This is a genomic window from Streptomyces flavofungini (assembly GCF_030388665.1).
Classification (GTDB): domain Bacteria; phylum Actinomycetota; class Actinomycetes; order Streptomycetales; family Streptomycetaceae; genus Streptomyces; species Streptomyces flavofungini_A.
In genome coordinates this window covers 5,982,172-6,006,394 of the sequence record NZ_CP128846.1, presented here as the reverse complement: position 1 = coordinate 6,006,394, position 24,223 = coordinate 5,982,172, and the positions used below count along the sequence as shown (strand labels likewise).

General features: G+C 71.9%; 19 protein-coding genes and 1 pseudogene. 13 read left to right on the top strand and 7 right to left on the bottom strand.

What is annotated here, in order from left to right:
* Window positions 1-126 precede the first annotated feature (126 nt).
* The 4 genes from QUY26_RS25520 (at window position 127) to QUY26_RS25505 (ending at window position 3,158) form a co-directional block, all read left to right on the top strand.
* Window positions 127-399 carry a hypothetical protein gene (locus QUY26_RS25520; protein ID WP_289950559.1) on the top strand — a complete coding sequence of 91 codons (273 nt, stop codon included), beginning with the start codon at window positions 127-129 and terminating at the stop codon, window positions 397-399.
* A 73-nt stretch (window positions 400-472) separates the two neighbouring features.
* On the top strand, window positions 473-1,801 hold the full coding sequence (locus QUY26_RS25515) for a hypothetical protein (RefSeq protein ID WP_289950557.1): 1,329 nt from the start codon (window positions 473-475) through the stop codon (window positions 1,799-1,801).
* Window positions 1,798-2,382 (top strand): hypothetical protein, encoded by a 585-nt coding sequence (locus QUY26_RS25510; RefSeq protein ID WP_289950556.1) that lies wholly within the window; start codon window positions 1,798-1,800, stop codon window positions 2,380-2,382. The genes QUY26_RS25515 and QUY26_RS25510 overlap by 4 nt, the downstream gene beginning before the upstream one ends.
* A gap of 14 nt (window positions 2,383-2,396) precedes the next feature.
* Entirely contained in the window at window positions 2,397-3,158 is a 762-nt protein-coding gene (locus QUY26_RS25505) for an ABC transporter ATP-binding protein (protein WP_289950555.1), read from the top strand.
* A gap of 204 nt (window positions 3,159-3,362) precedes the next feature.
* Here QUY26_RS25505 and QUY26_RS25500 read toward each other — a convergent pair whose 3' ends face one another.
* The 3 genes from QUY26_RS25500 to QUY26_RS25490 form a co-directional block, all read right to left on the bottom strand.
* Complete coding sequence (locus QUY26_RS25500) at window positions 3,363-5,054, bottom strand: thiamine pyrophosphate-binding protein (protein ID WP_289950554.1); 1,692 nt, start codon at window positions 5,052-5,054, stop codon at window positions 3,363-3,365.
* The gene (speB, locus tag QUY26_RS25495) at window positions 5,051-6,073 is read right to left on the bottom strand and encodes an agmatinase (RefSeq protein ID WP_289950552.1); all 1,023 of its coding nucleotides are present in this window, start codon (window positions 6,071-6,073) and stop codon (window positions 5,051-5,053) included. The genes QUY26_RS25500 and speB overlap by 4 nt, the downstream gene beginning before the upstream one ends.
* Window positions 6,074-6,337: 264 nt before the next feature.
* Window positions 6,338-7,807 carry a sodium:solute symporter gene (locus tag QUY26_RS25490; protein ID WP_289950550.1) on the bottom strand — a complete coding sequence of 490 codons (1,470 nt, stop codon included), beginning with the start codon at window positions 7,805-7,807 and terminating at the stop codon, window positions 6,338-6,340.
* A 189-nt stretch (window positions 7,808-7,996) separates the two neighbouring features.
* Here QUY26_RS25490 and QUY26_RS25485 point away from each other — a divergent pair, with 189 nt between their 5' ends.
* Window positions 7,997-9,790 carry a PucR family transcriptional regulator gene (locus QUY26_RS25485; protein WP_289950549.1) on the top strand — a complete coding sequence of 598 codons (1,794 nt, stop codon included), beginning with the start codon at window positions 7,997-7,999 and terminating at the stop codon, window positions 9,788-9,790.
* 68 nt (window positions 9,791-9,858) lie between these two features.
* Window positions 9,859-10,641, top strand: coding sequence for a phosphatase (locus QUY26_RS25480; protein ID WP_289950548.1), 783 nt, complete (start codon window positions 9,859-9,861; stop codon window positions 10,639-10,641).
* Between the two features lie 13 nt (window positions 10,642-10,654).
* Here QUY26_RS25480 and QUY26_RS25475 read toward each other — a convergent pair.
* From QUY26_RS25475 to QUY26_RS25460, 4 genes and pseudogenes are all read right to left on the bottom strand, one after another.
* A pseudogene (locus QUY26_RS25475) lies at window positions 10,655-11,066 on the bottom strand (cation transporter); the annotation flags it as partial.
* 126 nt (window positions 11,067-11,192) lie between these two features.
* Window positions 11,193-12,113, bottom strand: coding sequence for an acyl-CoA thioesterase (locus QUY26_RS25470; protein WP_289950547.1), 921 nt, complete (start codon window positions 12,111-12,113; stop codon window positions 11,193-11,195).
* A 7-nt stretch (window positions 12,114-12,120) separates the two neighbouring features.
* A complete protein-coding gene (locus tag QUY26_RS25465) occupies window positions 12,121-13,278 on the bottom strand; it encodes an acyl-CoA dehydrogenase family protein (protein WP_289950545.1) in 1,158 nt (385 codons plus the stop codon).
* A 107-nt stretch (window positions 13,279-13,385) separates the two neighbouring features.
* Complete coding sequence (locus QUY26_RS25460; RefSeq protein ID WP_289950542.1) at window positions 13,386-13,982, bottom strand: SACE_7040 family transcriptional regulator; 597 nt, start codon at window positions 13,980-13,982, stop codon at window positions 13,386-13,388.
* An 83-nt stretch (window positions 13,983-14,065) separates the two neighbouring features.
* Between QUY26_RS25460 and QUY26_RS25455 the strand changes: the two genes are divergently transcribed.
* The 7 genes from QUY26_RS25455 to QUY26_RS25425 all read left to right on the top strand — a co-directional run bounded on the left by QUY26_RS25455 (window position 14,066) and on the right by QUY26_RS25425 (window position 24,216).
* Window positions 14,066-15,682: a carboxyl transferase domain-containing protein gene (locus tag QUY26_RS25455; protein ID WP_289950540.1), complete on the top strand. Its 1,617-nt coding sequence runs from the start codon at window positions 14,066-14,068 to the stop codon at window positions 15,680-15,682.
* A 19-nt stretch (window positions 15,683-15,701) separates the two neighbouring features.
* On the top strand, window positions 15,702-17,774 hold the full coding sequence (locus QUY26_RS25450; protein ID WP_289956015.1) for a biotin carboxylase N-terminal domain-containing protein: 2,073 nt from the start codon (window positions 15,702-15,704) through the stop codon (window positions 17,772-17,774).
* Window positions 17,771-18,748 (top strand): hydroxymethylglutaryl-CoA lyase, encoded by a 978-nt coding sequence (locus QUY26_RS25445; RefSeq protein ID WP_289950539.1) that lies wholly within the window; start codon window positions 17,771-17,773, stop codon window positions 18,746-18,748. The genes QUY26_RS25450 and QUY26_RS25445 overlap by 4 nt, the downstream gene beginning before the upstream one ends.
* Window positions 18,749-18,753: 5 nt before the next feature.
* The gene (locus tag QUY26_RS25440; RefSeq protein ID WP_289950537.1) at window positions 18,754-19,914 is read left to right on the top strand and encodes an acyl-CoA dehydrogenase family protein; all 1,161 of its coding nucleotides are present in this window, start codon (window positions 18,754-18,756) and stop codon (window positions 19,912-19,914) included.
* A gap of 208 nt (window positions 19,915-20,122) precedes the next feature.
* Window positions 20,123-21,169 (top strand): ABC transporter substrate-binding protein, encoded by a 1,047-nt coding sequence (locus QUY26_RS25435; protein WP_289950535.1) that lies wholly within the window; start codon window positions 20,123-20,125, stop codon window positions 21,167-21,169.
* A 337-nt stretch (window positions 21,170-21,506) separates the two neighbouring features.
* Window positions 21,507-22,949, top strand: coding sequence for a pyridoxal phosphate-dependent decarboxylase family protein (locus QUY26_RS25430; RefSeq protein WP_289950533.1), 1,443 nt, complete (start codon window positions 21,507-21,509; stop codon window positions 22,947-22,949).
* Window positions 22,933-24,216 carry a lysine N(6)-hydroxylase/L-ornithine N(5)-oxygenase family protein gene (locus QUY26_RS25425; protein ID WP_289950532.1) on the top strand — a complete coding sequence of 428 codons (1,284 nt, stop codon included), beginning with the start codon at window positions 22,933-22,935 and terminating at the stop codon, window positions 24,214-24,216. The genes QUY26_RS25430 and QUY26_RS25425 overlap by 17 nt, the downstream gene beginning before the upstream one ends.
* Window positions 24,217-24,223: the final 7 nt, after the last annotated feature.

Sequence of the window (24,223 nt, the reverse complement as noted above, 5' to 3'; positions counted from 1 at the left end):
CTCAGCTGTCGCACATCCTTCTTGGCGGGCGACCAGTTTTCTGTGAGTGGGGAGGATTTGTGCGCAGGCACGCAAGCAAGCAAGACCCGCTGTGGTGTTCTCGCGGCGGTAGTTGCCGCATCCCTGATGGGGAGCGTTCAGGCGGTGGCGGCCGAGGAACTGCCCGAGGACGACACCACGCCCTCGGCGCCCGCCGCGGTGGAGGACTCGCCCGATGACGCCGCTCCTGCCACGCCTGACGAGGGCGCGGAGTCGCTTCCGGTCGACGATCCGTCAGCGGCCCCGGCCGAGGCGCTGAACTTCCAGATCGCTGAGATCGGCGGCCACAGCGGCAGCCTGCAGATCAAGCTGAACGTGAAGAAGCTGTACGTGGACACCTCGAAGGCCGACGCCGGCTGACCCCGCACCATGACCGCCATGCCACCCCTGGCTAAGGGTGGCATGGCCCCATCCGCCCTCCGGAGCCGGTTTCGTGAAACCTCTCGCACGTCTGCGCACCAGCGGCGCCCTGTGGCTGTCGCCTGTATGCCTGGCCATCGTCCTGCTGTACTTCTTCAAGTCCCTGCATGAGGACCCCGGCTACACCGAACTCCTCGACGGCCCGAAGTGGGCACCGGCTCTCATGGCCACGGCACTGGACCCCTACTTCTGGTTCGCCTACGCCGTCGCCGCCGCGCTGGGGGCCTGGGAAGCGGGGCGGCTGAAGAAGGACCAGGTGTGGCTGCTGGCACCGGCCCGGTCCCGGTACCGTGTGGCGGCCGAGACCCTGCTGCCCGGAGTGCTGGTCGGCTGGATGATGCTGCTCCTACCCGTCGTCATGGCCCTGGCCGAAGCACGGATATGGCCCACGCTGAACTCCCTGCCCCTGCTGGGCATGGGCTGGTTCCTGGTCTGTGCGCACACCACGATCGGCTTCACCATCGGGCTGTGGGTGCACCGGGCGATCTCCGCCCCTCTTCTGGGTGCGGCGGTGCTCTACCTGGTTGGCTGGTCCGCCTCCGACGGCGAGCGGATGTGGCCGCGGCACATCTCGGGGCAATACCCCGGAGGGCTCTTGTTCGGCGAACTAGTCCCCTTCACGAGCATCTGGCCGCACCTGCTGTTCGCCGGGGCCGTCGCGGCCTTCTGCGTCCTGGCCTGGACGACGCTTCGGTCCCGGTGGGCACGCATCGCGCTGCGCGTGACCGCGGGCGGAACGACGCTCGCGGTCATGGCGGTCTGTGTTGCCCATGTGCACTCCTGGGGAGCGGTCAGCCCGCTGTCGACGAACAACGCCCCCCTGGACTGCGTCGGCAGCCGCCCCCGTGTCTGCGTGCCGCAGGCCGCCCACGCCGACGTGGCCGCTCTGCGCAGCGAAGTCACGCACACCCTGGGTGTCTTGAAGGACGCAGGCGTAGCGGTGGCCACGCCGCCTGCCATCAACGACACGTTGGCTGCGGGGCGTTCCGGTACACGATCCGATGACAGGGAGTGGTGGCTTCCCCTGTCGAAGGCGGCACGCCCCGAGACGGTACGTTTCCATGTCGCGCTGAAATCCGTCCGGTTCCCTTGCTCCCGCACCGATGAGGTCAACTCCCGCTCGGCTGTCCTGTGGGCCGCCACGGCCATCGGCGCCGAACGGCGCTATCTGGCCTGGCAACGCCAGGAATTGCAGCAGTTCCAGAATCCGGAGGAGGTGATGGCCGTGATGAAGCGCCGTGTCTCCAAAGCGCGCACGCTGACCCCGGCCGGGCAAGCCGCCTGGTACGAGCGGGAACTGGTCAAGGCGTGCCAGAACGCGGGCAAGGACACCCGGTCGTGACGTGGTGGTTCAAGGCTCGCCGCATCTGGTCCGTGCTCGTGCCGTGCCTGGTCGCCTTCGCTCTTGTGGTCGCGGGGTTCCACGGCGTCGCGGTGGAGTTCCCCTCGCTGCTGGTCGGCGGGTCCAACGACTTCTTGCTCATGCTGCTCGCCCCTGTGCTGGTGACCTCCGGCCTCCTGCTGTGTCTCAGCTCCCGCCTTGAGGAAGGAGAAGCGGTCGCATGGCGGCCGGTGTCCCGCTACGACACCGTACTGATCGTCGCCGCAGGCGCCTTCGCTGTGGCGGTGGGCTGTGCAGTCGGCCAGTCGTCCGGCAGTGACGACGCATGGTCGACCGGCCGCAACACGCTGTTCCTGACCGGCCTGATGCTCCTGGTCCACACCGTCGCCCCCCAAGGCGCGGTTGCGGTCCCGGTCGGGTGGATCTTCACCGTCGTCTTCGTCGGCTTCGACCAGTTCCACCGTCCCTACCCATGGACAGTTCTGCCCCGGTCTCCCTCGGACCTGCCGGCCTTCACCGCCGCACTCGTCGCCTTCACCGCCGGCCTGGTCGCGCACGCCCGCCACCGGCCCCGCCCGTAAGGAATCCCCCGGACATGCCGATCCAGCTCGAAGCGTGCACCTTCGCCTACGCGCGCAGGAAGCCGCCTGTGCTCAGCCAGCTGACTTACACCGTCCCGGACGGCTTCACCGTCCTCCTCGGCCCCAACGGCGCCGGAAAGTCGACCCTGCTCAAGCTGGCCGCCGGAGTCACCCTCCCCACGACGGGCCATGTGCGCCTGGGTCGCCTCGGCTCCCACACCCGGGAGTACCGGCAGCGCGTGGCCTGGATGCCGCAGGCCATCACCGCCATGACCGGCCTCACCGCCCGCGAACAGGTCGCCTACACCGGCTGGCTCAAAGGCATGAACCGCACCGACGCCTGGACCGCCGCCCTCCAGGCCCTCACCCGGGTCGAACTCGCCGACCGCGCGGACATCAAGACGAAGCACCTCTCCGGCGGCCAGCTGCGCCGCGTCGGTGTCGCCTCCGCCCTCGTCCACGACGCCACGGTCCTGCTCCTGGACGAGCCCACCGCCGGACTGGACCCCACCCAGCGCCGCGTCTTCCGTGACCTCATCCGGGACCTGGCGACCGACGACGTGCGCGTGCTGATGTCCACACACGACGTCGGCGACCTCGCCGAAGAGGCCCAGCACGTCACCGTACTCACCGACGGGCGCATCCACTTCACCGGCACCACCCGCGACTTCCTGGCCCATGCACCGGCCGACACGTCACCGGCCCGCAGGGCCGAAGTCGCCTACACCGCCGTCGCCGCCCACGTCCCCGCACAACACGCTCTCGGCACTGATTGAGCGCGCACGCCATGTCCACAGGTGTGCGGACCGAGTCACGGTCCTTTCGGTTGTGGCGTGCGCCTCGACCTCCAGAACGAGTTGGCCGGCATGCCCTCCTCCTTGAGGATGTCGATGTTCAAGGGTTCGGTCACCTTCCGCTCGGTGAAGATGTGGACGACCCGCTTGCGCCGCGTGTCACCTCCCGACGGCCGCCACGGGTGATCAGTTCGCGTCCAGGTGCGTGGGCGCGAACATCCGCAGCACCGCCGGCAGCACGACCACGCTCGGCCCCGGCTCGGCAAGCGCCTTCGCCAGGTCGTCCCGCAGCCGCTCCGGCGAGGTCCGCACGCCCGGTACCCCGAAGGACTCGGCGAGCGCCACGAAGTCCGGCCGGGCCAGCTCCGTGCCGGTCGCCTCGCCGAAGGCGTCCGCCATGTACTCGCGCAGGATGCCGTAGCCGCCGTCGTCGACGATCAGCCAGGTCACGTCGAGGCCGTGCTGCCTGGCCGAGGCCAGCTCCGCGATCGAGTACATCGCGCCGCCGTCGCCGGAGACCGCGAGGACGGGCCGGGTCGGGTCGGCCGCGGCGGCGCCGAGCGCGGCGGGGAAGCCGTAGCCGAGGCCGCCCGCGCCCTGCGCGGAGTGCATGGTGCCCGGCTGCCGCGCGTCGAAGGCGGACCAGGCCCAGTAGGCCAGGATCGTCATGTCCCAGAAGGACGGGGACCCGTCGGGCAGGGCGGCCCGCACGGCGGCGAGGACGTCCTGCTCCAGGGTCAGCTCCTGGCTGTCGATCCGCTCCCGGACGGCGGCGAGGACGCGCCGCACCCGCTCGGGGGCGGCCGGGTCGGGCCGCTCCCCGACGGTCTCCAGGAGCGCCGACAGGGCGATCCTGGCGTCCGCGTGGATGCCGAGCGCCGGGTGGTTGGACTCCAGCTTGCCGAGGTCGGCCTCGATCTGGACGACCCGGCCGCGGGGCTTGAACGTGTGGTAGTTGGAGGAGAGTTCACCGAGACCCGAGCCGACGACGAGGAGCACGTCGGCGTCCTCCAGGAAGTCGGTGGTGTGCCGGTCCTCCAGCCACGACTGGAGCGAGAGGGGGTGCTCCCAGGGGAAGGCGCCCTTGCCGCCGAAGGTCGTGACGACGGGCGCGTTCAGCCGCTCCGCGAGCGCGCGCAGCTTGCCGGAGGCGTCGGCGCGCACGACACCGCCGCCCGCGATGATCGCGGGCCGCTCGGCGCGGGTGAGCAGGTCGGCGGCCACGGCGGTGAGCTCGGGCCGGGGCACGAGCTCGTGCGGGGTGGCGTCGACGGCCGTGACGACCGGCACCGTGGTCTCGGCGAGGAGCACGTCCTGGGGGATCTCCACCCACACGGGACCGTGCGGCGCGGTGAGCGCGGACTGCCAGGCGGCGGCGACGGCGGAGGGGATCTGCGAGGCGGTCCGCACGGTGTGCACGGACTTCACCACGTCCCGGAACGAGGCCTGCTGGTCCCGCAGTTCGTGCAGATAGCCGTGGCGTCCGCCGCCGAGCCCGGCGACCGGGATCTGGCTGCCGATGGCGAGCACCGGCGACGACCCGGCGGCGGCCTCCTGGAGCGCGGCCAGCGAGGTGAGCGCGCCGGGCCCGGTCGACAGGAGCAGCGGGGCGGCCTCGCCGGTGATCCGGCCGTACGCGTCGGCGGCGAAGCCGGTGTTGTTCTCCACCCGCAGCCCCACGTACCGCAGGGAGGAGCGGCGCAGCGCGTCGAACATGCCGAGCGCGTGCTGCCCCGGCAGGCCGAAGACGGTGGTGGCGCCGAGGCCCTGGAGGGTCTCGACGACGAGGTCACCGCCGTTGCGGCCGGGGGGAGCGTTCAGCGCGGCCCGGGTCTGCGCCTCGGTGGGGCGCAGGACCAGGTCGTGGTCGTGGGTCACCGGGCGGCCTCCACGGTGCCCTGGGCGGCGATCTCCTGGATCATGGCGGCGTCGCGGGCACCGGCGATCTGCCGGGACATGATCGTCGTCAGCTCGTACGCGGTGTGGGAGGCGGCCACGGCCGTGATCTCGGCGTGGTCGTAGGCGGGCGCGACCTCCACGACGTCGGCGGAGACGAGGTTGCAGGAGGACAGGCCGCGCAGGATCTCCAGGAGCTCGCGGGAGGTCATGCCGCCGGCCTCCGGTGTGCCCGTGCCCGGGGCGTGCGCCGGGTCCAGGCAGTCGATGTCGATGGAGATGTACAGCGGCCGGTCGCCGATGCGCTGGCGCAGCTGGTCGGCGACCTCGTCGGCGCCGCGGCGGTAGATGTCCGACGAGGTGACGATGCCGAAGCCCATCTTCTCGTCGTCGGTGAGGTCCTTGCGGCCGTACAGCGGGCCGCGGGTGCCGACGTGGCTGAGCGCCGAGGTGTCGAGGATGCCCTCCTCCACGGCCCGGCGGAACGGGGTGCCGTGCGTGTACTCCGCGCCGAAGTACGTGTCCCACGTGTCCAGGTGCGCGTCGAAGTGAAGGAGCGCGACCGGGCCGTGCTTCTTCGCCATGGACCGCAGCAGCGGCAGCGCGATGGTGTGGTCGCCGCCGAGCGTCATCATGCGCGCGCCGGTCGCGAGGAGGTCGTCGGCGGCCGCCTCGATCGTCTCCACGGCCTCGTTGATGTTGAACGGGTTCGCCGCGATGTCGCCCGCGTCGGCGACCTGGGCGAGCGCGAAGGGGGACGCGTCCTGGGCCGGGTTGTAGGGCCGCAGGAGGCGGGACGCCTCCCGGATCGCGTTCCCGCCGAAGCGGGCGCCCGGGCGGTACGACACGCCCGTGTCGAAGGGGACGCCGACGACCGCGATGTCCGTCGTGCCGACCTCGTCGAGGCGGGGCAGCCTGGCGAACGTCGCGGGGCCCGCGTAGCGCGGGACGCGCGAGGAGTCGACAGGGCCACGGGGTTCGTTCGTCACGCTGCTGCTCATGGTCGGGTTCCTCCTGGTATGGCTGGTTGTACGTGGTCAAGTGTCGCGCGGTCGTGGTCCTCGCGGGTGCGCCCCAGTCCCGCCCCTTTCCCGAGACCGGGGCTCCGCCCCAGACCCCGCTCCTCAATCGCCGGAGGGGCTAAGAACTCAGCCGCACATGTTCTAGCCCGTCCGGCGATTGAGGACGAGGCGCGAAGCGCCGATCAGCGGGGGTCCAGGGGGCGGCAGCCCCCGGTTTCTGGGAAGGGGTGGTTCGGGGACTTCTCATGCGGTCACCGACGCCTCCGCCGCCACCGGTTCGGCCCCGCGCCCAGCGACCCGCTCACGCCAAGCCGCAAGCACGACCGGATCCGTCGGCGGCGTGGCAAGGGACACGCCCACGTACACGACGAGCGAGGTGAGCAGCCCGTAGTAGATGGGCTCGTTGGCGAGGATGCCGTAGTGCCACATGAGGCCGATGACCGAGACCCCGCCGGCGACGACGGCGGCCAGCGCCCCCGCCCCGGTCCCGCGCCGCCACAGCAACCCGCCGAGGATGGGCACGAGCAGCCCGCCCACCAGCAGGTTGTAGGCGACGGTGAGCGCCTGGACGACGTCGTTGAGGGCGATGGAGACGCAGATGACGGCGACGCCCATGACGAGGATGAAGAGCCGGTTGCCCTTCACCTCGTCGTGCGGCTCCCCCGCACCGGCGTCCGCGCGCACCACGCCCCGCACCCGCGCCCAGATGTCGTTGTTGGCGACGGTCGCGCAGGCGATGAGCGCCCCGGACGAGGTGGACATGACGGCGGCGAGGGCGGCGGCGAGCACCAACCCCCGTACACCCATGGGCAGTTCGTCCTTGACGATGGTGGCGAAGGCAGCGTCGGCGCTGGGCAGCTTCGGGTACATGACCTTCGCGGCGGTCCCGATGACGGCCCCGGCGAGGGCGTACACGAGGCAGTACGTCCCGGCGACGGTCCCCCCGTACCGGGCGACCTTGTCGCTGCGCGCGGTGAAGACGCGCTGCCAGATGTCCTGCCCGATGAGCATGCCGAACGTGTAGATCAGGACGTACGTGAAGATCGTCTCGGCGCCGACGCCGAGCGGCGCGAAGTACGCGTCGGGCAGCTTGTCGCGCATCTCCCCGAAGCCGCCGGCCTTGACGACGGCGATGGGCAGGAGCAGCAGCAGGACACCCACCGTCTTGACGACGAACTGCACCATGTCGGTCAGCGTGATGGACCACATGCCGCCGAGGGTGGAGTACGCGACGACGATGGAGCCGCCGATGACGATGGCGAGCGTGCGGTTCATGTCGAAGAGGACGTCGAAGATGGTGGCGTACGCGATGGTCGAGGTGACCGCGAGCATCAGCGTGTACGCCCACATGACGACGCCGGAGAGGACGCCCGCGCGGCCGCCGTAGCGCAGGTCGAGCATCTCGGAGACGGTGTAGACGCGCAGCCGGGCGATGCGGGCCGAGAAGAAGATCGACAGCGCGAGCAGGCCGAGGCCGATGGTGAACACCATCCACGCGCCGGACAGGCCGTGGGTGTAGCCGAGGCCGACGCCGCCGATGGTGGAGGCGCCACCGAGGACGATCGCGGCCATCGTGCCGGAGTACATCCACGGCCCGAGGCGCCGCCCCGCCACGAGGAACTCGGCTTTGGACTTGGCGCGGCGCATGCCCCACCAGCCCATGGCCAGCATCCCGGCGAGGTAGACGACGATCACTGTGTAGTCGACGGCCATGGGGCCTCCTTGCGCGCTCGGTCGGTGGCGTGTCGTGCGGGTGGAGTGCGGCGCTGACGCCGCGGTGACCGGCCGCGGGGACATCCGCCCGTACCCGAGGCCTCGGTCGGCACGACCCTAGGTGGCCGGAAAGCGACGCTGAAGTGTACGTTTCCTACACTCTCCGAGCCGTTTATGGAGGAACCATCCATGGCCGACGCCCCGGACACCCTCGCGGCCGCACCACCCACCCCGCCCGTGCCCCTGACCGCCCTGCTCGCCCACGAGGAGCTGGGTCTGCGCCAGATCGCGGGCCCGGACGCGGCGCGCACCGGCGCCGTCGTGCACTGGGTGCACACCTCGGAGATGGCCGACCCCTACCCGTACCTGCTGGGCGGCGAGCTGCTGCTCACAGCCGGGGTGCACGTCCCGGCGGCGGACGCCGACGGCGCGACGGACCACCTCGACGCCTACGCGGAGCGCATCGTGGCCGCGGGCGGGGCCGCGCTCGGCTTCGGGGTGGCTCCGGTGCACGACACGGTGCCGCGGGCCCTGGTCGACGCCTGCGAACGCCACGGCCTCCCGCTCCTGGAGGTCCCCCCGCGCACGACCTTCAGCGGCATCGCCCGCGCGGTGTGGCAGCTCATGGCCGAGGCCAGGCACGCCGAACTCCGCCGTGTCACCCAGGCCCAGCAGGGCCTGGCGGCAGCGGCGTCCCGCCCGGACCCGGTCCCGGCCCTGCTCCGCCAACTCGCGGCACGCCTCGGCGGGTACGCGGCGCTGTACGGGGCCGACGGCACCCCCACGCAGAGCGCGGGCACACCACCGGAGCCGGAGGCGGGGGCGGCCCTGGGACGGCTGGTGGGGGTGGTGAACCCGGGCGGGGGCACGGGCTCGGGCGGCACGGGCTCGGGCGCGGCGCTGGAACAGTCCCAGCGCGCCCCGCGCCCCGCGCCCGCCTCCGCCACCGACACGGTCGCCGGGATCCACCTCGCCGCGTACGCCCTCGCCGGGGCGCACGGCCTCGCCCTCGGGGTCGCCACGCGGCAGCGGGAGCCGGGCGACCACACGCTGGCCGGGGTCGCCGCCGTGCTCCTGTCGCTCCTGACCGCCCCGCACCAGGGCGCGGCCGAGTCGGCCCGGTCGGCGGCGCTGGTCCGGCTGCTGGTCGGCGCGGCCCCCGAGGACGTGGCGCCGCTGCTCGGCGCGGAGCGGTGGACCGTCGTCCACGCCCGCGTGCGCGGCGGCGACCACGAGCGGACACCGGCCACCCCGGCGTCCCTGGCGGCGGCCCTCGGCAGCGTGCTCGCGGACGACGGGAGGGGGGCCGGCGGGGGCGGGGCGGGCGACGGCGGCGGCCGGGGCGGTCGTGGCGGAACGGCGACCGAGGGCCAGGAGGAGCCCCACGACGGCGGCACGACGACCGACGGCCACAAGCAGACCCACCACAGCGGCACGACGGCCGACGGCCGCAAACAGCCCCGCAGCGGCGCCCGGGACGACAGCCCCGCCCGCCCCGTACGCCTCCTCCTGCCCGCCGACCGGGAGCCCGCTCCGCAGACCGGCTGGACGCTCGGGGTGTCCGCGCCCGCCGGGGCCGGGGCGCTGCCCGCCGCCGACGCGCAGGCCGCGCGGGCCCTGCGCCGGGCCGAGGCGACCCGGGTGCCGTTGGTGCGGCACCGCGAGACCGGCCTCGCCGGACTCGTCGCGCCCGAAGAGGCCGACGCGCACGCGCGGACCCTGCTCGCCCCGCTCGGCGACCACGGCCCGCTGGCCGAGACGCTGCGCACCTGGCTGTCCCTGCACGGCAGCTGGGACCGCACGGCCGCCGCCCTCGCCGTGCACCGCAACACCGTCCGCCAGCGCGTCACCCGCTGCGCGACGCTGCTCGACGCGGACCTGGACGACCCGGACGTCCGCATGGAGCTGTGGTTCGCGTTGGGGCGCACGGACGGAACGTCTCCCTCCGCCGCACCGCCCGGGTCCTCGCCGCCTCGGACGTGAGTCGCCGCACAGGTCCGGCCTGCGGGACGGCCCGCGCCGGGGTCGTTGACGACGGCACAATGGGACGCATGCCGATACCCAGCCGCGCCGCGCTCGTCGATCATCTCGTCCGCACCCGCATCGCGGGCGATGTCGCGACGCCCCGCGACAACAACCTCTCCCACTACCGCAAGCTCGCGAACGGCGACCGCCACTACTGGCTGGGCCTGGAACTGGGCGACCGCTGGAGCGACGAGCAGGACGTGCTCGCGGTGATGGCCGAGCGCTGCGGCGTGAACGACGACCCCGAGTACCGCCAGGGTCAGGACACGATCGACCCGGAGCTGACCGTCGACGCCCTGGAGCGGATGGCGGGACGGCTGCGCAAGGCCGCGTCCGCCAAGGAGCGCGTGCTGTTCGCGACCGGTCACCCCGGCGGTCTGCTCGACGTGCACCGCGCGACGGCGGCCGCGCTGCGCGCCGCGGGCTGCGAGATCGTCGTCATCCCGGAGGGGCTCACCGCCGACGAGGGCTTCGTCTTCCAGTTCGCGGACGTCGCCGTCCTGGAGCGCGGCGCGACGCTGTGGCACACGCACTCGCCGGAGCCGATGAACGCGATCCTGGACGGGCTCCTTCGCGAGGAGCGGCCGCTGCCGGACCTCGTGGTCGCCGACCACGGCTGGGCGGGCCGCGCGGGCCAGCGCGGGATCGACTCCGTCGGGTACGCGGACTGCAACGACCCCGCCCTGTTCATCGGCGAGGCCGAGGGCACCGTCCAGGTCACGGTGCCGCTGGACGACCACGTGACGAGCCCGCGGTTCTACGACCCGATGACGGCCTACCTCCTGGACGCGGCCGGGCTGGCCGCGTAAGACCGTCCCACGTTCAACGACGGCGCCCCGGCGTCGGGTCCAAGTACACCCGGCTCACCGCGGGGAAGCGGTCCTTGATCCGCCGCGCCATCCGGTCGCGGGCCACCTCGATGTCGGCGGCCGTGGACCCGTCCCGGACGTTCGCCTTCGCGGCGACCAGAGCCTCTCTAGCCCCTGGAGCAGCGTGGTCGGCTCCAGGACGGACACCACGTGCGGATCCGCGAGGAGTTCGGCCCGCACCACCGCCCGGCCGGGCGCGGGCAACGGCCGCCCGATCAACAGCTCCGCGGTGGCGTGCCCGAGCACCCGGGCCACGTACACGAGCAGCACGCCGATGCACAGCGACGCGACGCCGTCCCACGCGCCGGAGCCGGTGAGCGGGCCGCCGAGGAGTCCGCCCGGGCGAGCACGACTCCCGCGACGGCTTTGGCGACGGCGATGCCGAGGCCCGCGAGGGCGGCGACGAGGACGGTGAAGGTGCTTTCGGCTGCGGTTTCGCCCACGTTGGGGCAGTGGGCCGGAATCGGGAGAGCGGGGCGGCCGGAAACGCCCTAGCCCCGGGGTACCCGGACCACGCCCTCCTGGATCACGGTCACCGCCAGCTTCCCGTCCCTCGTCCAGATCCGCCCCTGCCCGAGGCCGCGCCCGCCGCCGGACGACGGAGACTCCTGGTCGTAGAGGAGCCACTCGTCCGCCCGGAAGGGCCGGTGGAACCACATGGCGTGGTCGAGGGACGCGCCGACGACGTCCCCGACGGCCCAGCCGCCGCGCCCGTGGGCGAGCAGCACGGAGTCGAGGAGCGTCATGTCGGAGACGTACGTGGCGAGGCACAGGTGCAGGAGCGAGCCCGCGGGCTCCGCGCCGAGCTTGCCGTTGGTGCGGAACCACACCTGGGACCGCGCCTGCCGGGGCGCGCCCACGCTGGCGAACGGCGGTTCGTCCACGTAGCGCAGGTCGACGGCGGCCCGCGCTTCGAGGAGCCGCCGCACGACGTCGGGCCCGAGGACGTCCTCGTACCCGGGCAGCGACTCGGCGGCCGTGGGCAGCGTCTCGGGGTCGGGCGCGGGCGGCATCCCGTCCTGGTGGTCGAGCCCCTCCTCGTACTCCTGGAACGAGGCCGAGAGGTGGAAGATCGGCTGGCCGTGCTGCACGGCGACGACGCGGCGCGTGGTGAAGGAGCGCCCGTCGCGGATGCGGTCGACGGTGTAGACGATGGACGCGCCGGGGTCGCCGGGGCGCAGGAAATAGGCGTGCAGGGAGTGCGCGTTGCGGCCTCCCCCGCTCGCGCGAAGCCGAGAGTCCGGGGAACGCTCGCCGGGGACGGTGCGCCCGGCGGCGACCAGGGCCTGCGCGGCGACCTGGCCGCCGAAGACGCGCGGCACGAGCGACGTCCGGCTGACGCCGCGGAAGATGTCCTCCTCGACCCGTTCCAGGTCGAGGAGGCCGAGCAGTCTTTCGAGTTCCTCGCTCATCGGCGAGTTACAGGCCCATCGACTTCGCGATGATCATCTTCATGACCTCGCTGGTGCCGCCGTAGATGCGGTTGACGCGGTTGTCCGCGTACAGGCGGGCGATCGGGTACTCGTTCATGAAGCCGTAGCCGCCGTGGAGCTGGAGGCAGCGGTCGATGACGCGGTGGGCGACCTCGGTGCAGAACAGCTTGGCGCTCGCGGCCTCGGCGGGGGTCAGCTCGCCCGCGTCCAGGGCCTCCAGGGCGCGGTCGGCGACGGCCTCGGCCGCGTCCACCTCGGCCTGGCAGGCGGCCAGTTCGAACTTGGTGTTCTGGAAGGAGGCGACGGACTTGCCGAAGACGGCACGCTCCTGGACGTACTCCTTGGCGAACCGCACGGCGGCCTTGGCCTGCGCGTAGGCGCCGAAGGCGATGCCCCAGCGCTCGGAGGCGAGGTTGTGGCCGAGGTAGCCGAAGCCCTTGTTCTCCTCGCCGAGCAGGTCCTCGACCGGGACCTTGACGTCGACGAAGGCCAGCTCGGCGGTGTCGGAGACCTTCAGGCCGAGCTTGTCGAGCTTGCGGCCCACCGAGTAGCCCTCGGACTTGGTGTCGACGGCGAAGAGGGAGATGCCGAAGCGGCGGTCGTCCTCACGAGGGGCGGAGGTGCGGGCGCAGACGATGACGCGGTCGGCGTGCACGCCGCCGGTGATGAAGGTCTTGGCGCCGTTGAGGACGTAGTGCGTGCCGTCCTCGGAGAGCTTCGCGGTGGTCTTCATGCCCGCGACGTCGGAGCCGGTGCCGGGCTCGGTCATGGCGAGCGCCCACATCTCCTCGCCGGAGACGAACTTGGGCAGGAAGCGCTTCTTCTGCTCGTCGGTGGCGAGCATCTCGATGTAGGGCAGACCGAGCAGGACGTGCACGCCGGAGCCGCCGAAGGAGACGCCCGCGCGGGCCGTCTCCTCGTACATGACGGCTTCGAACTTGTGCGAGTCGATGCCCGCGCCGCCGAACTCCTCGGGGACGCGGATGCCGAAGACGCCGAGGTCGGCGAGCTTGTAGTAGAAGTCCCTCGGCGCCTGGCCCGCCGCGAACCACTCGTCGTACACGGGCACGACCTCGGCCTCGATGAAGGCCCGGACGGTCTCCCGGAATGCCTCGTGGTCCTCGTTGAAGACAGTACGGCGCACGGCTTGGCTCCCTCTGGCGACGGCGCAGTTTACTAAGCGCTTGCTCAGGGTGAGGTTACCCGCGGGTCGCGGTGACCGTCCAGGGCGAATTCAGTGACCGCCGTCGCTCAGCGCTCCGCCACCGCCGCCGCCAGCGCCCCGTGCGCCAACCGGCGCAACAGCCCCGCCGTCCCCTCCCGGTCCGGCAGCGACCCCGGGCGGCCCAGGTGCGGGGTCGAGTTGAGGAGGCCGAACACCGCGTGCACGGACGCCCGCGCCTCCGCCTCGGCGAGACCCGGGTACACCTCCCGCACCGCGGTCACCCACAGCTCCACGTACCGCCGCTGGAGCGAGCGCACCAGCTTGCGGTCGCTGTCCCGCAGGCGGTCCAGCTCCCGGTCGTGGAGAGTGATCAACGGGCGGTCGTCGAGGGCGAAGTCGATGTGGCCCTCGATGAGCGAGTCGAGCACGGCGCCGGGCGACCCCGCGGCCTCCGCGGCCCGGCGCTCACCGCCCCGCAGCAACTGCTCACTGATCCCCACGAGCAGCTCGGCCAGCATCGCGTCCTTGCCCGCGAAGTGGCGGTAGAGGCCGGGCCCGCTGATCCCGACGGCGGCCCCTATCTCGTCCACGCCGACGCCGTGGAAGCCGCGCTCGGCGAAGAGCCTGGCGGCTTCCTTGAGGATCTGCTCACGGCGGGTGGGGGCGTCGGTCCTGGTGGCCATGGAAGCAATTCTAGACAGCACGGTTAGCGGTCGTTAACCTTGGCGCCATACGTTAACGCTCACTAACAGTGGGAGCACAGCGGATGCAACAGGCACCAGTCCTCGCGAGCGCGGCGGACCCCGCCTCGGAAGCCTGGCGGTCGAACGAGGCGGCGCACCGCGCCCTGGCCGAGGAGCTGCGCGGCAAACTCGCGGCGGCCCGGCTCGGCGGCGGCGAGCGCGCCCGGCAGCGGCACGTGGCACGCGGCAAGCTGCTGCCGCGCGACCGCGTGGACGCCCTCCTCGACCCCGGCTCGCCGTTCCTCGAACTGGCCCCGCTCGCGGCCGACGGCATGTACGACGGCGCCGCCCCGGCCGCCGGTGTCATCGCGGGCGTCGGCCGGGTCAGCGGGCGCGACTGCGTGATCGTCGCCAACGACGCGACCGTCAAGGGCGGGACGTACTACCCGATGACGGTCAAGAAGCACCTGCGGGCGCAGGAGGTCGCCCTGGAGAACCGCCTCCCCTGCCTCTACCTGGTCGACTCGGGCGGCGCCTTCCTGCCGATGCAGGACGAGGTGTTCCCCGACCGCGAGCACTTCGGGCGGATCTTCTACAACCAGGCGCGGATGTCCGGCGCGGGCATCCCGCAGATCGCGGCGGTCCTCGGCTCCTGCACGGCGGGCGGCGCGTACGTCCCCGCGATGAGCGACGAGGCCGTGATCGTCCGCAACCAGGGCACGATCTTCCTCGGCGGCCCGCCCCTGGTGAAGGCCGCCACCGGCGAGGTCGTCACGGCCGAGGAGCTGGGCGGCGGCGAGGTCCACTCCCGGGTGTCGGGCGTCACCGACCACCTCGCCGAGGACGACCCGCACGCCCTGCGCATCGTCCGCACGATCGTCTCCACGCTCCCCGCGCGCGGGGCCCTCCCCTGGGAGGTCCGCCCGGTCGAGGAGCCGAAGGTCGACCCGCTCGGTCTGTACGGCGCGGTGCCGACGGACTCCCGCACCCCCTACGACGTCCGCGAGGTCATCGCCCGCGTCGTGGACGGCTCGCGCTTCGCCGAGTTCAAGTCCGAGTACGGCCAGACCCTGGTGACGGGCTTCGCGCACATCCACGGCCACCCCGTCGGCATCGTCGCGAACAACGGCATCCTGTTCTCCGAGTCCGCCCAGAAGGGCGCCCACTTCATCGAGCTGTGCGACCAGCGCGGCATCCCGCTGGTCTTCCTGCAGAACATCTCCGGCTTCATGGTCGGCCGTGACTACGAGGCCGGGGGCATCGCCAAGCACGGCGCGAAGATGGTCACGGCCGTGGCCTGCACCCGGGTCCCGAAGCTGACGGTGGTGGTTGGCGGCAGCTACGGAGCGGGCAACTACTCGATGTGCGGCCGGGCCTATTCGCCGCGCTTCCTGTGGATGTGGCCCAACGCCAAGATCTCCGTGATGGGCGGCGAGCAGGCGGCGTCCGTCCTCGCCACCGTCAAGCGCGACCAGCTCGAAGGACGCGGCGAACAGTGGTCGGCCGAGGACGAGGACGCCTTCAAGGCCCCGGTCCGCGCGCAGTACGAACAGCAGGGCAACGCCTATTACGCCACGGCACGGCTGTGGGACGACGGGGTCATCGACCCGTTGGAGACCCGCCAGGTGCTCGGCCTGGCTCTGACCGCGTGTGCCGGGGCGCCCTTGGGCGAACGCGGCTTCGGCGTCTTCCGGATGTGAGGGACCAGACCCCATGAGCATGTTCGACACAGTCCTTGTGGCCAACCGGGGCGAGATCGCCGTCCGCGTCATCCGTACGCTGCGGGCGCTCGGCGTCCGTTCGGTGGCCGTCTTCTCCGACGCCGACGCCGACGCCCGGCACGTCCGCGAGGCCGACACGGCGGTGCGGCTCGGGCCCGCCCCGGCCGCCGAGAGCTATCTGTCGGCCGAGCGGCTCCTGGCTGCCGCCGCCGCGTCCGGCGCCCAGGCCGTCCACCCCGGCTACGGCTTCCTGGCCGAGAACGCCGCCTTCGCGGCGGCCTGCGCGGACGCCGGCCTCGCGTTCATCGGACCGCCCGCCGCCGCGATCGACCTGATGGGCGACAAGATCCGCGCCAAGGAGACCGTGCGCGAGGCCGGCGTCCCCGTCGTCCCCGGCTCCTCGGGCAGCGGCCTCACCGACGCCCAACTCGTCGACGCCGCCCGCGAGATCGGCACCCCCGTGCTCCTGAAGCCCTCCGCGGGCGGCGGCGGCAAGGGCATGCGCCTGGTCCGGGACGCCGCCCTCCTCGGCGACGAGATCGCCGCCGCCCGGCGCGAGGCCCGCTCCTCCTTCGGCGACGACACCCTCCTCGTGGAGCGGTGGGTGGACCGGCCCCGGCACATCGAGATCCAGGTGCTCGCCGACGCGCACGGCAACGTCGTCCACCTCGGCGAGCGCGAGTGCTCCCTGCAGCGGCGCCACCAGAAGATCATCGAGGAGGCGCCCAGCGTCCTGCTCGACGAGGCGACGCGCGCCGCGATGGGCGCCGCCGCCGTGGAGGCCGCGCGCTCCTGCGGGTACGTCGGCGCGGGCACCGTCGAGTTCATCGTCCCCGGTGACGACCCCGCCTCGTACTACTTCATGGAGATGAACACCCGTCTCCAGGTCGAGCACCCCGTCACGGAGCTGATCACCGGCCTCGACCTGGTCGAGTGGCAGCTGCGGGTCGCCTCCGGCGAGCGCCTCGCCTTCGCGCAGGACGACATCACGCTGACCGGTCACGCGGTCGAGGCCCGCGTCTGCGCCGAGACGGTGTCCTTCAAGAAGGGCGCGCGGGGCTTCCTGCCGTCCGGCGGGACCGTCCTCGCCCTGCACGAGCCGTCCGGCGACGGGGTGCGCACCGACTCCGGGCTCAGCGAGGGCACGGAGGTCGGGAGCCTGTACGACCCGATGCTGTCGAAGGTCATCGCGTACGGGCCCGACCGGGCGACGGCCCTGCGGAAGTTGCGGGCCGCGCTCGCGGAGACGGTGACCCTGGGGGTGCCGACGAACGCGGGGTTCCTGCGGCGGCTGTTGGCGCACCCGGCGGTGGTGGCCGGGGAGCTGGACACGGGGCTCGTGGAGCGGGAGGCCGAGGGCCTGGTCGACGCGGACGTTCCGGTGGAGGTGTACGGGGCGGCGGCGTTGGTGCGGGCCGGGTGGGCTCAACCGTCCCGCCCCGCGGGCCGGGTGGGCACGACCGCGAACGAATGGCAGGACCCTTTCTCCGTACCCAGCGGGTGGCGGCTCGGCGGCGAAGCCGCGTGGACGGTGCACCACCTGCGCGTGCCGGGGCACGAACCGGTCGTCGTCCGCACCCGCCCCGGTGCCGAGGGCACCGAGATCCAGCTCCCCTCGGGGGAGACGGCCCAGGGGCCCGGGGGCCTGCCCCCGGTTTCGGGAAGGGGTGGGCTCGGGGAGCCCCCGGCAGGGCCGACCACCGTCACCCTCCACCTCGACGGCCGCACCCACACCTTCCACCGCACCGGCACCTGGCTCGGCCGTGACGGCGACGCCTGGGACGTGCGGGACCACGACCCCGTGGAGGCCGCGCTCAGCGGCGCCGCCCACGCGGGCGTGGACGCGCTCACGGCCCCGATGCCCGGCACCGTGACGGTCGTCAAGGTGGCCCCGGGCGACGAGGTGACGGCGGGCCAGAGCCTGCTGGTGGTGGAGGCCATGAAGATGGAGCACGTCATCTCCGCGCCGCACGCCGGCACCGTCACCGAACTGGACGTCACCCCGGGCACCACGGTCGCCATGGACCAGGTCCTGGCCGTGGTGGCCCCCGCGGAGGAGGACGCGTCATGACCGCACGAGCACCCGGCGCCCTGCCGATGGTCGTCCCGGCCGAGGACCTGCCGCCCCGCGTCCGCATCCACGAGGTGGGCGCGCGCGACGGCCTGCAGAACGAGAAGGCGACCGTGCCCACCGAGGTGAAGGCGGAGTTCGTCCACCGTCTCGCCGACGCGGGCCTCACCACCATCGAGGCGACCAGCTTCGTGCACCCCAAGTGGGTGCCCCAACTGGCCGACGCGGAGGACCTGTTCCCGCTCCTCGACGACCTCGCGCGGACCAAGGGCGTGCACCTGCCCGTCCTGGTCCCGAACGCCCGCGGCCTGGACCGCGCCCTCGCGCTCGGCGCCCGCCGCGTGGCCGTGTTCGCGAGCGCCACCGAGTCCTTCGCCAAGGCCAACCTGAACCGCACGGTGGACGAGGCGCTCGCCATGTTCGAGCCCGTGGTGGCGCGGGCGAAGGAGGCGGAGAGCGCGCACGACCGGGTGCACGTGCGCGGCTATCTGTCGATGTGCTTCGGCGACCCCTGGGAGGGCGCCGTCCCGATCGCGCAGGTCGTCAGGGTCTGCAAGGCGCTGCTCGACATGGGCTGCGACGAGCTGAGCCTCGGCGACACCATCGGCGTGGCCACCCCGGGACACGTACAGGAACTGCTCGCCACGCTCAACGAACAGGGCGTGCCCACGGACCGCGTCGGCGTGCACTTCCACGACACCTACGGCCAGGCGCTCGCCAACACCCTGGCGGCCCTGCAGCACGGAGTGACCACCGTGGACGCCTCCGCGGGCGGCCTCGGCGGCTGCCCGTTCGCCAAGAGCGCCACCGGAAACCTCGCCACCGAAGACCTCGTGTGGATGCTTCACGGCCTCGGCATCGAGACCGGGGTCGACCTCGGCCGTCTCACCGCCACCAGCGTGTGGATGGCCGGCCAGCTGGGCCGACCGAGCCCGTCCCGCACCGTGCGTGCCCTCTCCCACCAGGAGCAGTGAGAACGATGGACCACCACCTCTCCCCCGAACACGAGGAACTCCGGCGCACCGTCGAGGCGTTCGCCCACGACGTGGTCGCCCCGAAGATCGGCGACCTCTACGAGCGGCACGAGTTCCCGTACGAGATCGTGCGCGAGATGGGCCGCATGGGGCTGTTCGGACTGCCCTTCCCCGAGGAGTACGGCGGCATGGGCGGCGACTACCTGGCGCTCGGCATCGCCCTGGAGGAGCTGGCGCGCGTCGACTCGTCCGTGGCGATCACGCTGGAGGCGGGCGTCTCGCTCGGCGCGATGCCGCTGCACCTGTTCGGCACCGAGGAGCAGAAGCGGGAGTGGCTGCCGCGCCTGTGCTCCGGCGAGATCCTGGGCGCCTTCGGCCTGACCGAGCCGGACGGCGGCTCCGACGCGGGCGGTACGCGCACGACGGCGCGCCTGGACGAGGCGACCGACGAGTGGGTCATCAACGGCACGAAGTGCTTCATCACCAACTCCGGGACCGACATCACGGGCCTGGTCACGGTCACGGCCGTCACGGGGCGCACGGACGCGGGCAAGCCGCTGATCTCCTCGATCATCGTGCCGTCCGGCACGCCGGGCTTCACGGTCGCGGCGCCGTACTCGAAGGTCGGCTGGAACGCCTCGGACACCCGGGAGCTGTCGTTCGCCGACGTGCGGGTGCCGAAGGCGAACCTGCTCGGTGAGATCGGGCGCGGGTACGCGCAGTTCCTGCGGATCCTGGACGAGGGCCGGATCGCGATCGCGGCGCTCGGCACGGGGCTCGCGCAGGGCTGTGTGGACGAGTCGGTGAAGTACGCCAAGGAGCGGCACGCGTTCGGGCGGCCGATCGGCAGCAACCAGGCCATCCAGTTCAAGATCGCCGACATGGAGATGAAGGCGCACACGGCCCGCCTCGCCTGGCGCGACGCGGCCTCGCGGCTCGTCTCCGGCGAGTCGTTCAAGAAGGAGGCGGCGCTCGCGAAGCTGTACTCCTCGACGGTCGCCGTCGACAACGCGCGCGAGGCCACGCAGATCCACGGCGGGTACGGCTTCATGAACGAGTACCCGGTGGCGCGGATGTGGCGGGACTCCAAGATCCTGGAGATCGGCGAGGGCACGAGCGAGGTGCAGCGCATGCTGATCGCCCGGGAGCTGGGCCTCACCGGCTGAGGGTGCGGGGGGCCACCCGGGATCCGGGCCTATCCCGCTGAGGGTGCGGGAGGCCACCCGGGAGCCGGGCCTCCCCCGCTGAGGGTGCGGGAGGCCGCCGACCGAGGCGGGGTCACCGGCCGGAGCGGGGGCCCACTGGACCGGAAGCAAGGTTAGGTTAACCTAAGCACCACTTCCGGCCAGTGCCCCGTACGAAAGCAGAGACCTCATGTCCCACAGCCTCCGCACGCCCTCGCGCCGCGGCATCCTCGCCGCGGGCGGCGCCCTCGGGCTCACCGCCGTCCTCGCCGCCTGCGGTGACGAGAAGAAGGACAAGAGCGGCGGCTCGGGCAGCGGCACGAAGGACGGCGGCCCCTGGTCCTTCAAGGACGACCGCGGCAAGACCGCCGAGACCGACTCGACGCCCGCGAACATCGTGGCGTTCACCGGCGTCGCGGCGGCGCTGTACGACTACGGCATCGAGGTCAAGGGGGTTTTCGGCCCGACGAAGACCAAGGACGGCAAGGCGGACGTCCAGGCCGGCGACATGGACATCAGCAAGGTGACCGTCCTCGGCAACGCCTGGGACCAGTTCAACATCGAGAAGTACGTGGGCCTCCAGCCGGACGTCCTGATCTCCACGATGTTCGACGACAAGGGCACCCTCTGGTACGTCCCCGAGCAGTCCAAGGACAAGATCCTGAAGCTCGCCCCGAGCGTCGGGATCTCCGTCTACGACCGGCAGATGACCAAGCCCCTGGAGCGCATCCTCGACCTCGCCGAGTCGCTCGGCGCTGACGTGAAGTCCGACAAGGTCGTCACGGCGAAGAAGCGCTTCGAGGCCGCGGCGGAGCGGCTGCGCAAGGCCGCGAAGTCCCGCCCGGAGATCAAGGTCCTGGTCGGCTCGGCGAGCGCGGAGATCTTCTACGTCTCCGGCTCCGACCTCTCCGCCGACCTGGAGTACTTCAAGGCGCTCGGCGTGAACATCGTCGAGCCGCCGGAGAAGGCCAAGAAGGAGAGCGGGGGCTGGTTCGAGAACCTGTCCTGGGAGAACGTCGACCAGTACGAGGCCGACGTGATCATGATGGACAACCGCACGTCGGCCTTGCAGCCCGCGGACCTCGCGAAGCAGAAGCCGACCTGGGGCAAGCTGCCCGCCGTCAAGGCCGGGCAGGTCATCCCGCGCGTGACGGAGCCGATCTTCTCGTACGCCAAGTGCGCGCCGATCCTTCAGGACCTGGCGGAGGCCATCGAGAAGGCGAAGAAGGTCTCCTGACCGTCGGGGCGGTGCACGTCGGCCTTGGCGCGCCGCTGAATCGCGGCCTGCGGCCCGGCTCGTCCTCAATCGCCGGACAGGCTCAAATATCCCCAGCGCCGCCCGGCTGCTCTTCGCAGCCGGGCGGCGCTGTGTTGTTCGAGCCGTGCGTTTGTGACCTGTGGGTTTGTGGATGGCTCGTGAGTTTCCGGGTGACCTGTGGGACAGAAGGGGGCCCAGACCCCTGTCGCGATAAACTTAGGTTAGGCTAACCTAAGTTCCATGTCGCGCCCTCGGCCCTCCCTGCTGTGCCCTGTCCCGGGGGCGCGACCAAGTCCCCTCACCTGGAGGACAGTTCATGCGCTCGCACCTGCTCAATGACACCACCACGGAGCGATACCGCACCTCCGTGACGGAAGGAGTCGAGCGGGTGGCGGCCAGAATCGCCACCACCTCCCGTCCGTTCACCGGCGTCTGCGCGGACGCCCTCTCCCCCCGCGTCGAGGCCGTCGACCTCGACACCCCGCTGCACGACACCGGCGCCGCCCTCGACGAGCTGGACGAGCTGTACCTGCGCGACGCCGTCTACTTCCACCACCCCCGCTACCTGGCCCACCTCAACTGCCCGGTCGTCATCCCGGCCGTGCTCGGCGAGGCCGTCCTGACCGCCGTGAACTCCTCCCTGGACACCTGGGACCAGTCCGCGGGCGGCACCCTCATCGAGCGCCGCCTGATCGACTGGACCGCCGAGCGCGTCGGCCTCGGACCCGCCGCCGACGGCGTGTTCACCTCCGGCGGCACCCAGTCCAACCTGCAGGCCCTGCTGCTCGCCCGCGAGGAGGCCAAGACGGACTCCCCCGCCCGGCTGCGCGTCCTCGCCTCCGAGGTCGGCCACTTCAGCGTCCAGAAGGCCGCGAAACTGCTGGGCCTCGGCCAGGACGCCGTCATCGCGATCCCCACCGACCGCGACAAGCGCATGCAGACCGTGGCGCTCGCCCGCGAGCTGGCCCGTCTCGACCGCGAGGGCCTCGTCCCCATGGCCGTCGTCGCGACCGCGGGCACCACCGACTTCGGCTCCATCGACCCGCTGCCGCAGATCGCCGACCTCTGCGCGCGCTACGGGACGTGGCTGCACGTCGACGCCGCCTACGGCTGCGGCCTGCTCGCCTCGCGCACCCGCCGCGACCTGCTCGACGGCATCGAGCGCGCCGACTCCGTCACGGTCGACTACCACAAGTCGTTCTTCCAGCCCGTCAGTTCGTCGGCGCTGCTCGTCCGGGACGCGGCGACGCTGCGGCACGCCACGTACCACGCCGAGTACCTGAACCCGCGGCGCGCGGTCCAGGAACGCATCCCCAACCAGGTCGACAAGTCCCTGCAGACGACCCGCCGCTTCGACGCGCTGAAACTGTGGATGACGCTGCGCGTGATGGGCGCCGACGCCATCGGTGACCTCTTCGACGAGGTCTGCGACCTGGCCGCCGAGGGCTTCGACCTGCTCGCCGCCGACCCGCGCTTCGACGTCGTCGTCCAGCCGAGCCTGTCCACCCTCGTCTTCCGCTACATCCCGGAGGCGATCTGCGACCCGGCCGCCATCGACCGCGCCAACCTGTACGCCCGCAAGGCCCTGTTCGCCTCCGGCGCCGCCGTGGTCGCGGGCACCGAGGTGGGCGACCGCCAGTACCTGAAGTTCACCCTGCTCAACCCCGAGACCACGGCCGCCGACATCGCCGCCGTCCTCGATCTGATAGCCGGCCACGCCGAGCAGTACCTGGGAGAGAACCTTGACCGCGCCAGCTGACCCCCGCGCAGCGCAGCCGACGCACGACTTCATCGGCATCGGCCTCGGGCCCTTCAACCTCGGCCTGGCCTGTCTCACCGAGCCCCTCGACGACCTGAACGGCCTGTTCCTGGAGTCCAAGCCGGACTTCGAGTGGCACGCGGGCATGTTCCTGGACGGCGCCCACCTGCAGACGCCGTTCATGTCGGACCTGGTGACGCTCGCCGACCCCACGTCCCCGTACTCCTTCCTGAACTACCTGAAGGAGTCGGGCCGCCTGTACTCCTTCTACATCCGCGAGAACTTCTATCCGCTGCGCCGCGAGTACAACGACTACTGCCGCTGGGCCGCCGGGAAACTCTCCTCCGTCCGCTTCGGCACGACCGTGACCCGGGTGACGCACGCGGACGGCGTGTACGAGGTGACGACGGACTCCGGCGACACCCTGCGCGCCCGCCACCTCGTCCTCGGCACCGGCACCCCGCCCCACATCCCGGCGGCCTGCGAGGGCCTCGGCGGCGACTTCCTGCACAACTCCCGCTACCTGGAGCACAAGGAGGAGCTGCAGAAGAAGAACTCCCTCACCATCGTCGGCAGCGGCCAGAGCGCCGCGGAGATCTACTACGACCTGCTCGCCGACATGGACACCCACGGCTACCGCCTCAACTGGGTGACCCGCTCGCCGCGCTTCTTCCCCCTGGAGTACACGAAACTGACCCTGGAGATGACCTCTCCGGAGTACGTCGACTACTTCCACTCGCTGCCCGAGGACACCCGCTACCGCCTGGAGAGCGAGCAGAAGAACCTGTTCAAGGGCATCGACGGGGAGCTGATCGACGCCATCTTCGACCTGCTCTACCAGAAGAACCTGGACGGGCCCGTGCCCACCCGGCTGCTCACCAACGCGAGCTTGCGGAAGGCCCGGTACACCAACGGCGTCTACACGCTCGGCCTGCGCCAGGAGGAGCAGGGCAAGGACTTCGAGATGACGACGGAGGGCCTGATCCTCGCCACCGGCTACCGGTACGCCGTCCCCGCCTTCCTGGAGCCGCTGCGCGCGCACCTGCGATTCGACGGCCGCGGCCGCTTCGACGTGGCCCGCAACTACTCCGTGGACACCAGCGGCCGGGGCGTCTTCCTGCAGAACGCCGCCGTCCACACCCACTCCATGACCAGCCCCGACCTCGGCATGGGCCCGTACCGCAACGCGTACATCATCCGTGAGCTGCTCGGCCGCGAGGTCTACCCGGTCGAGAAGTCCATCGCCTTCCAGGAGTTCGCCGTATGAGCTGGAT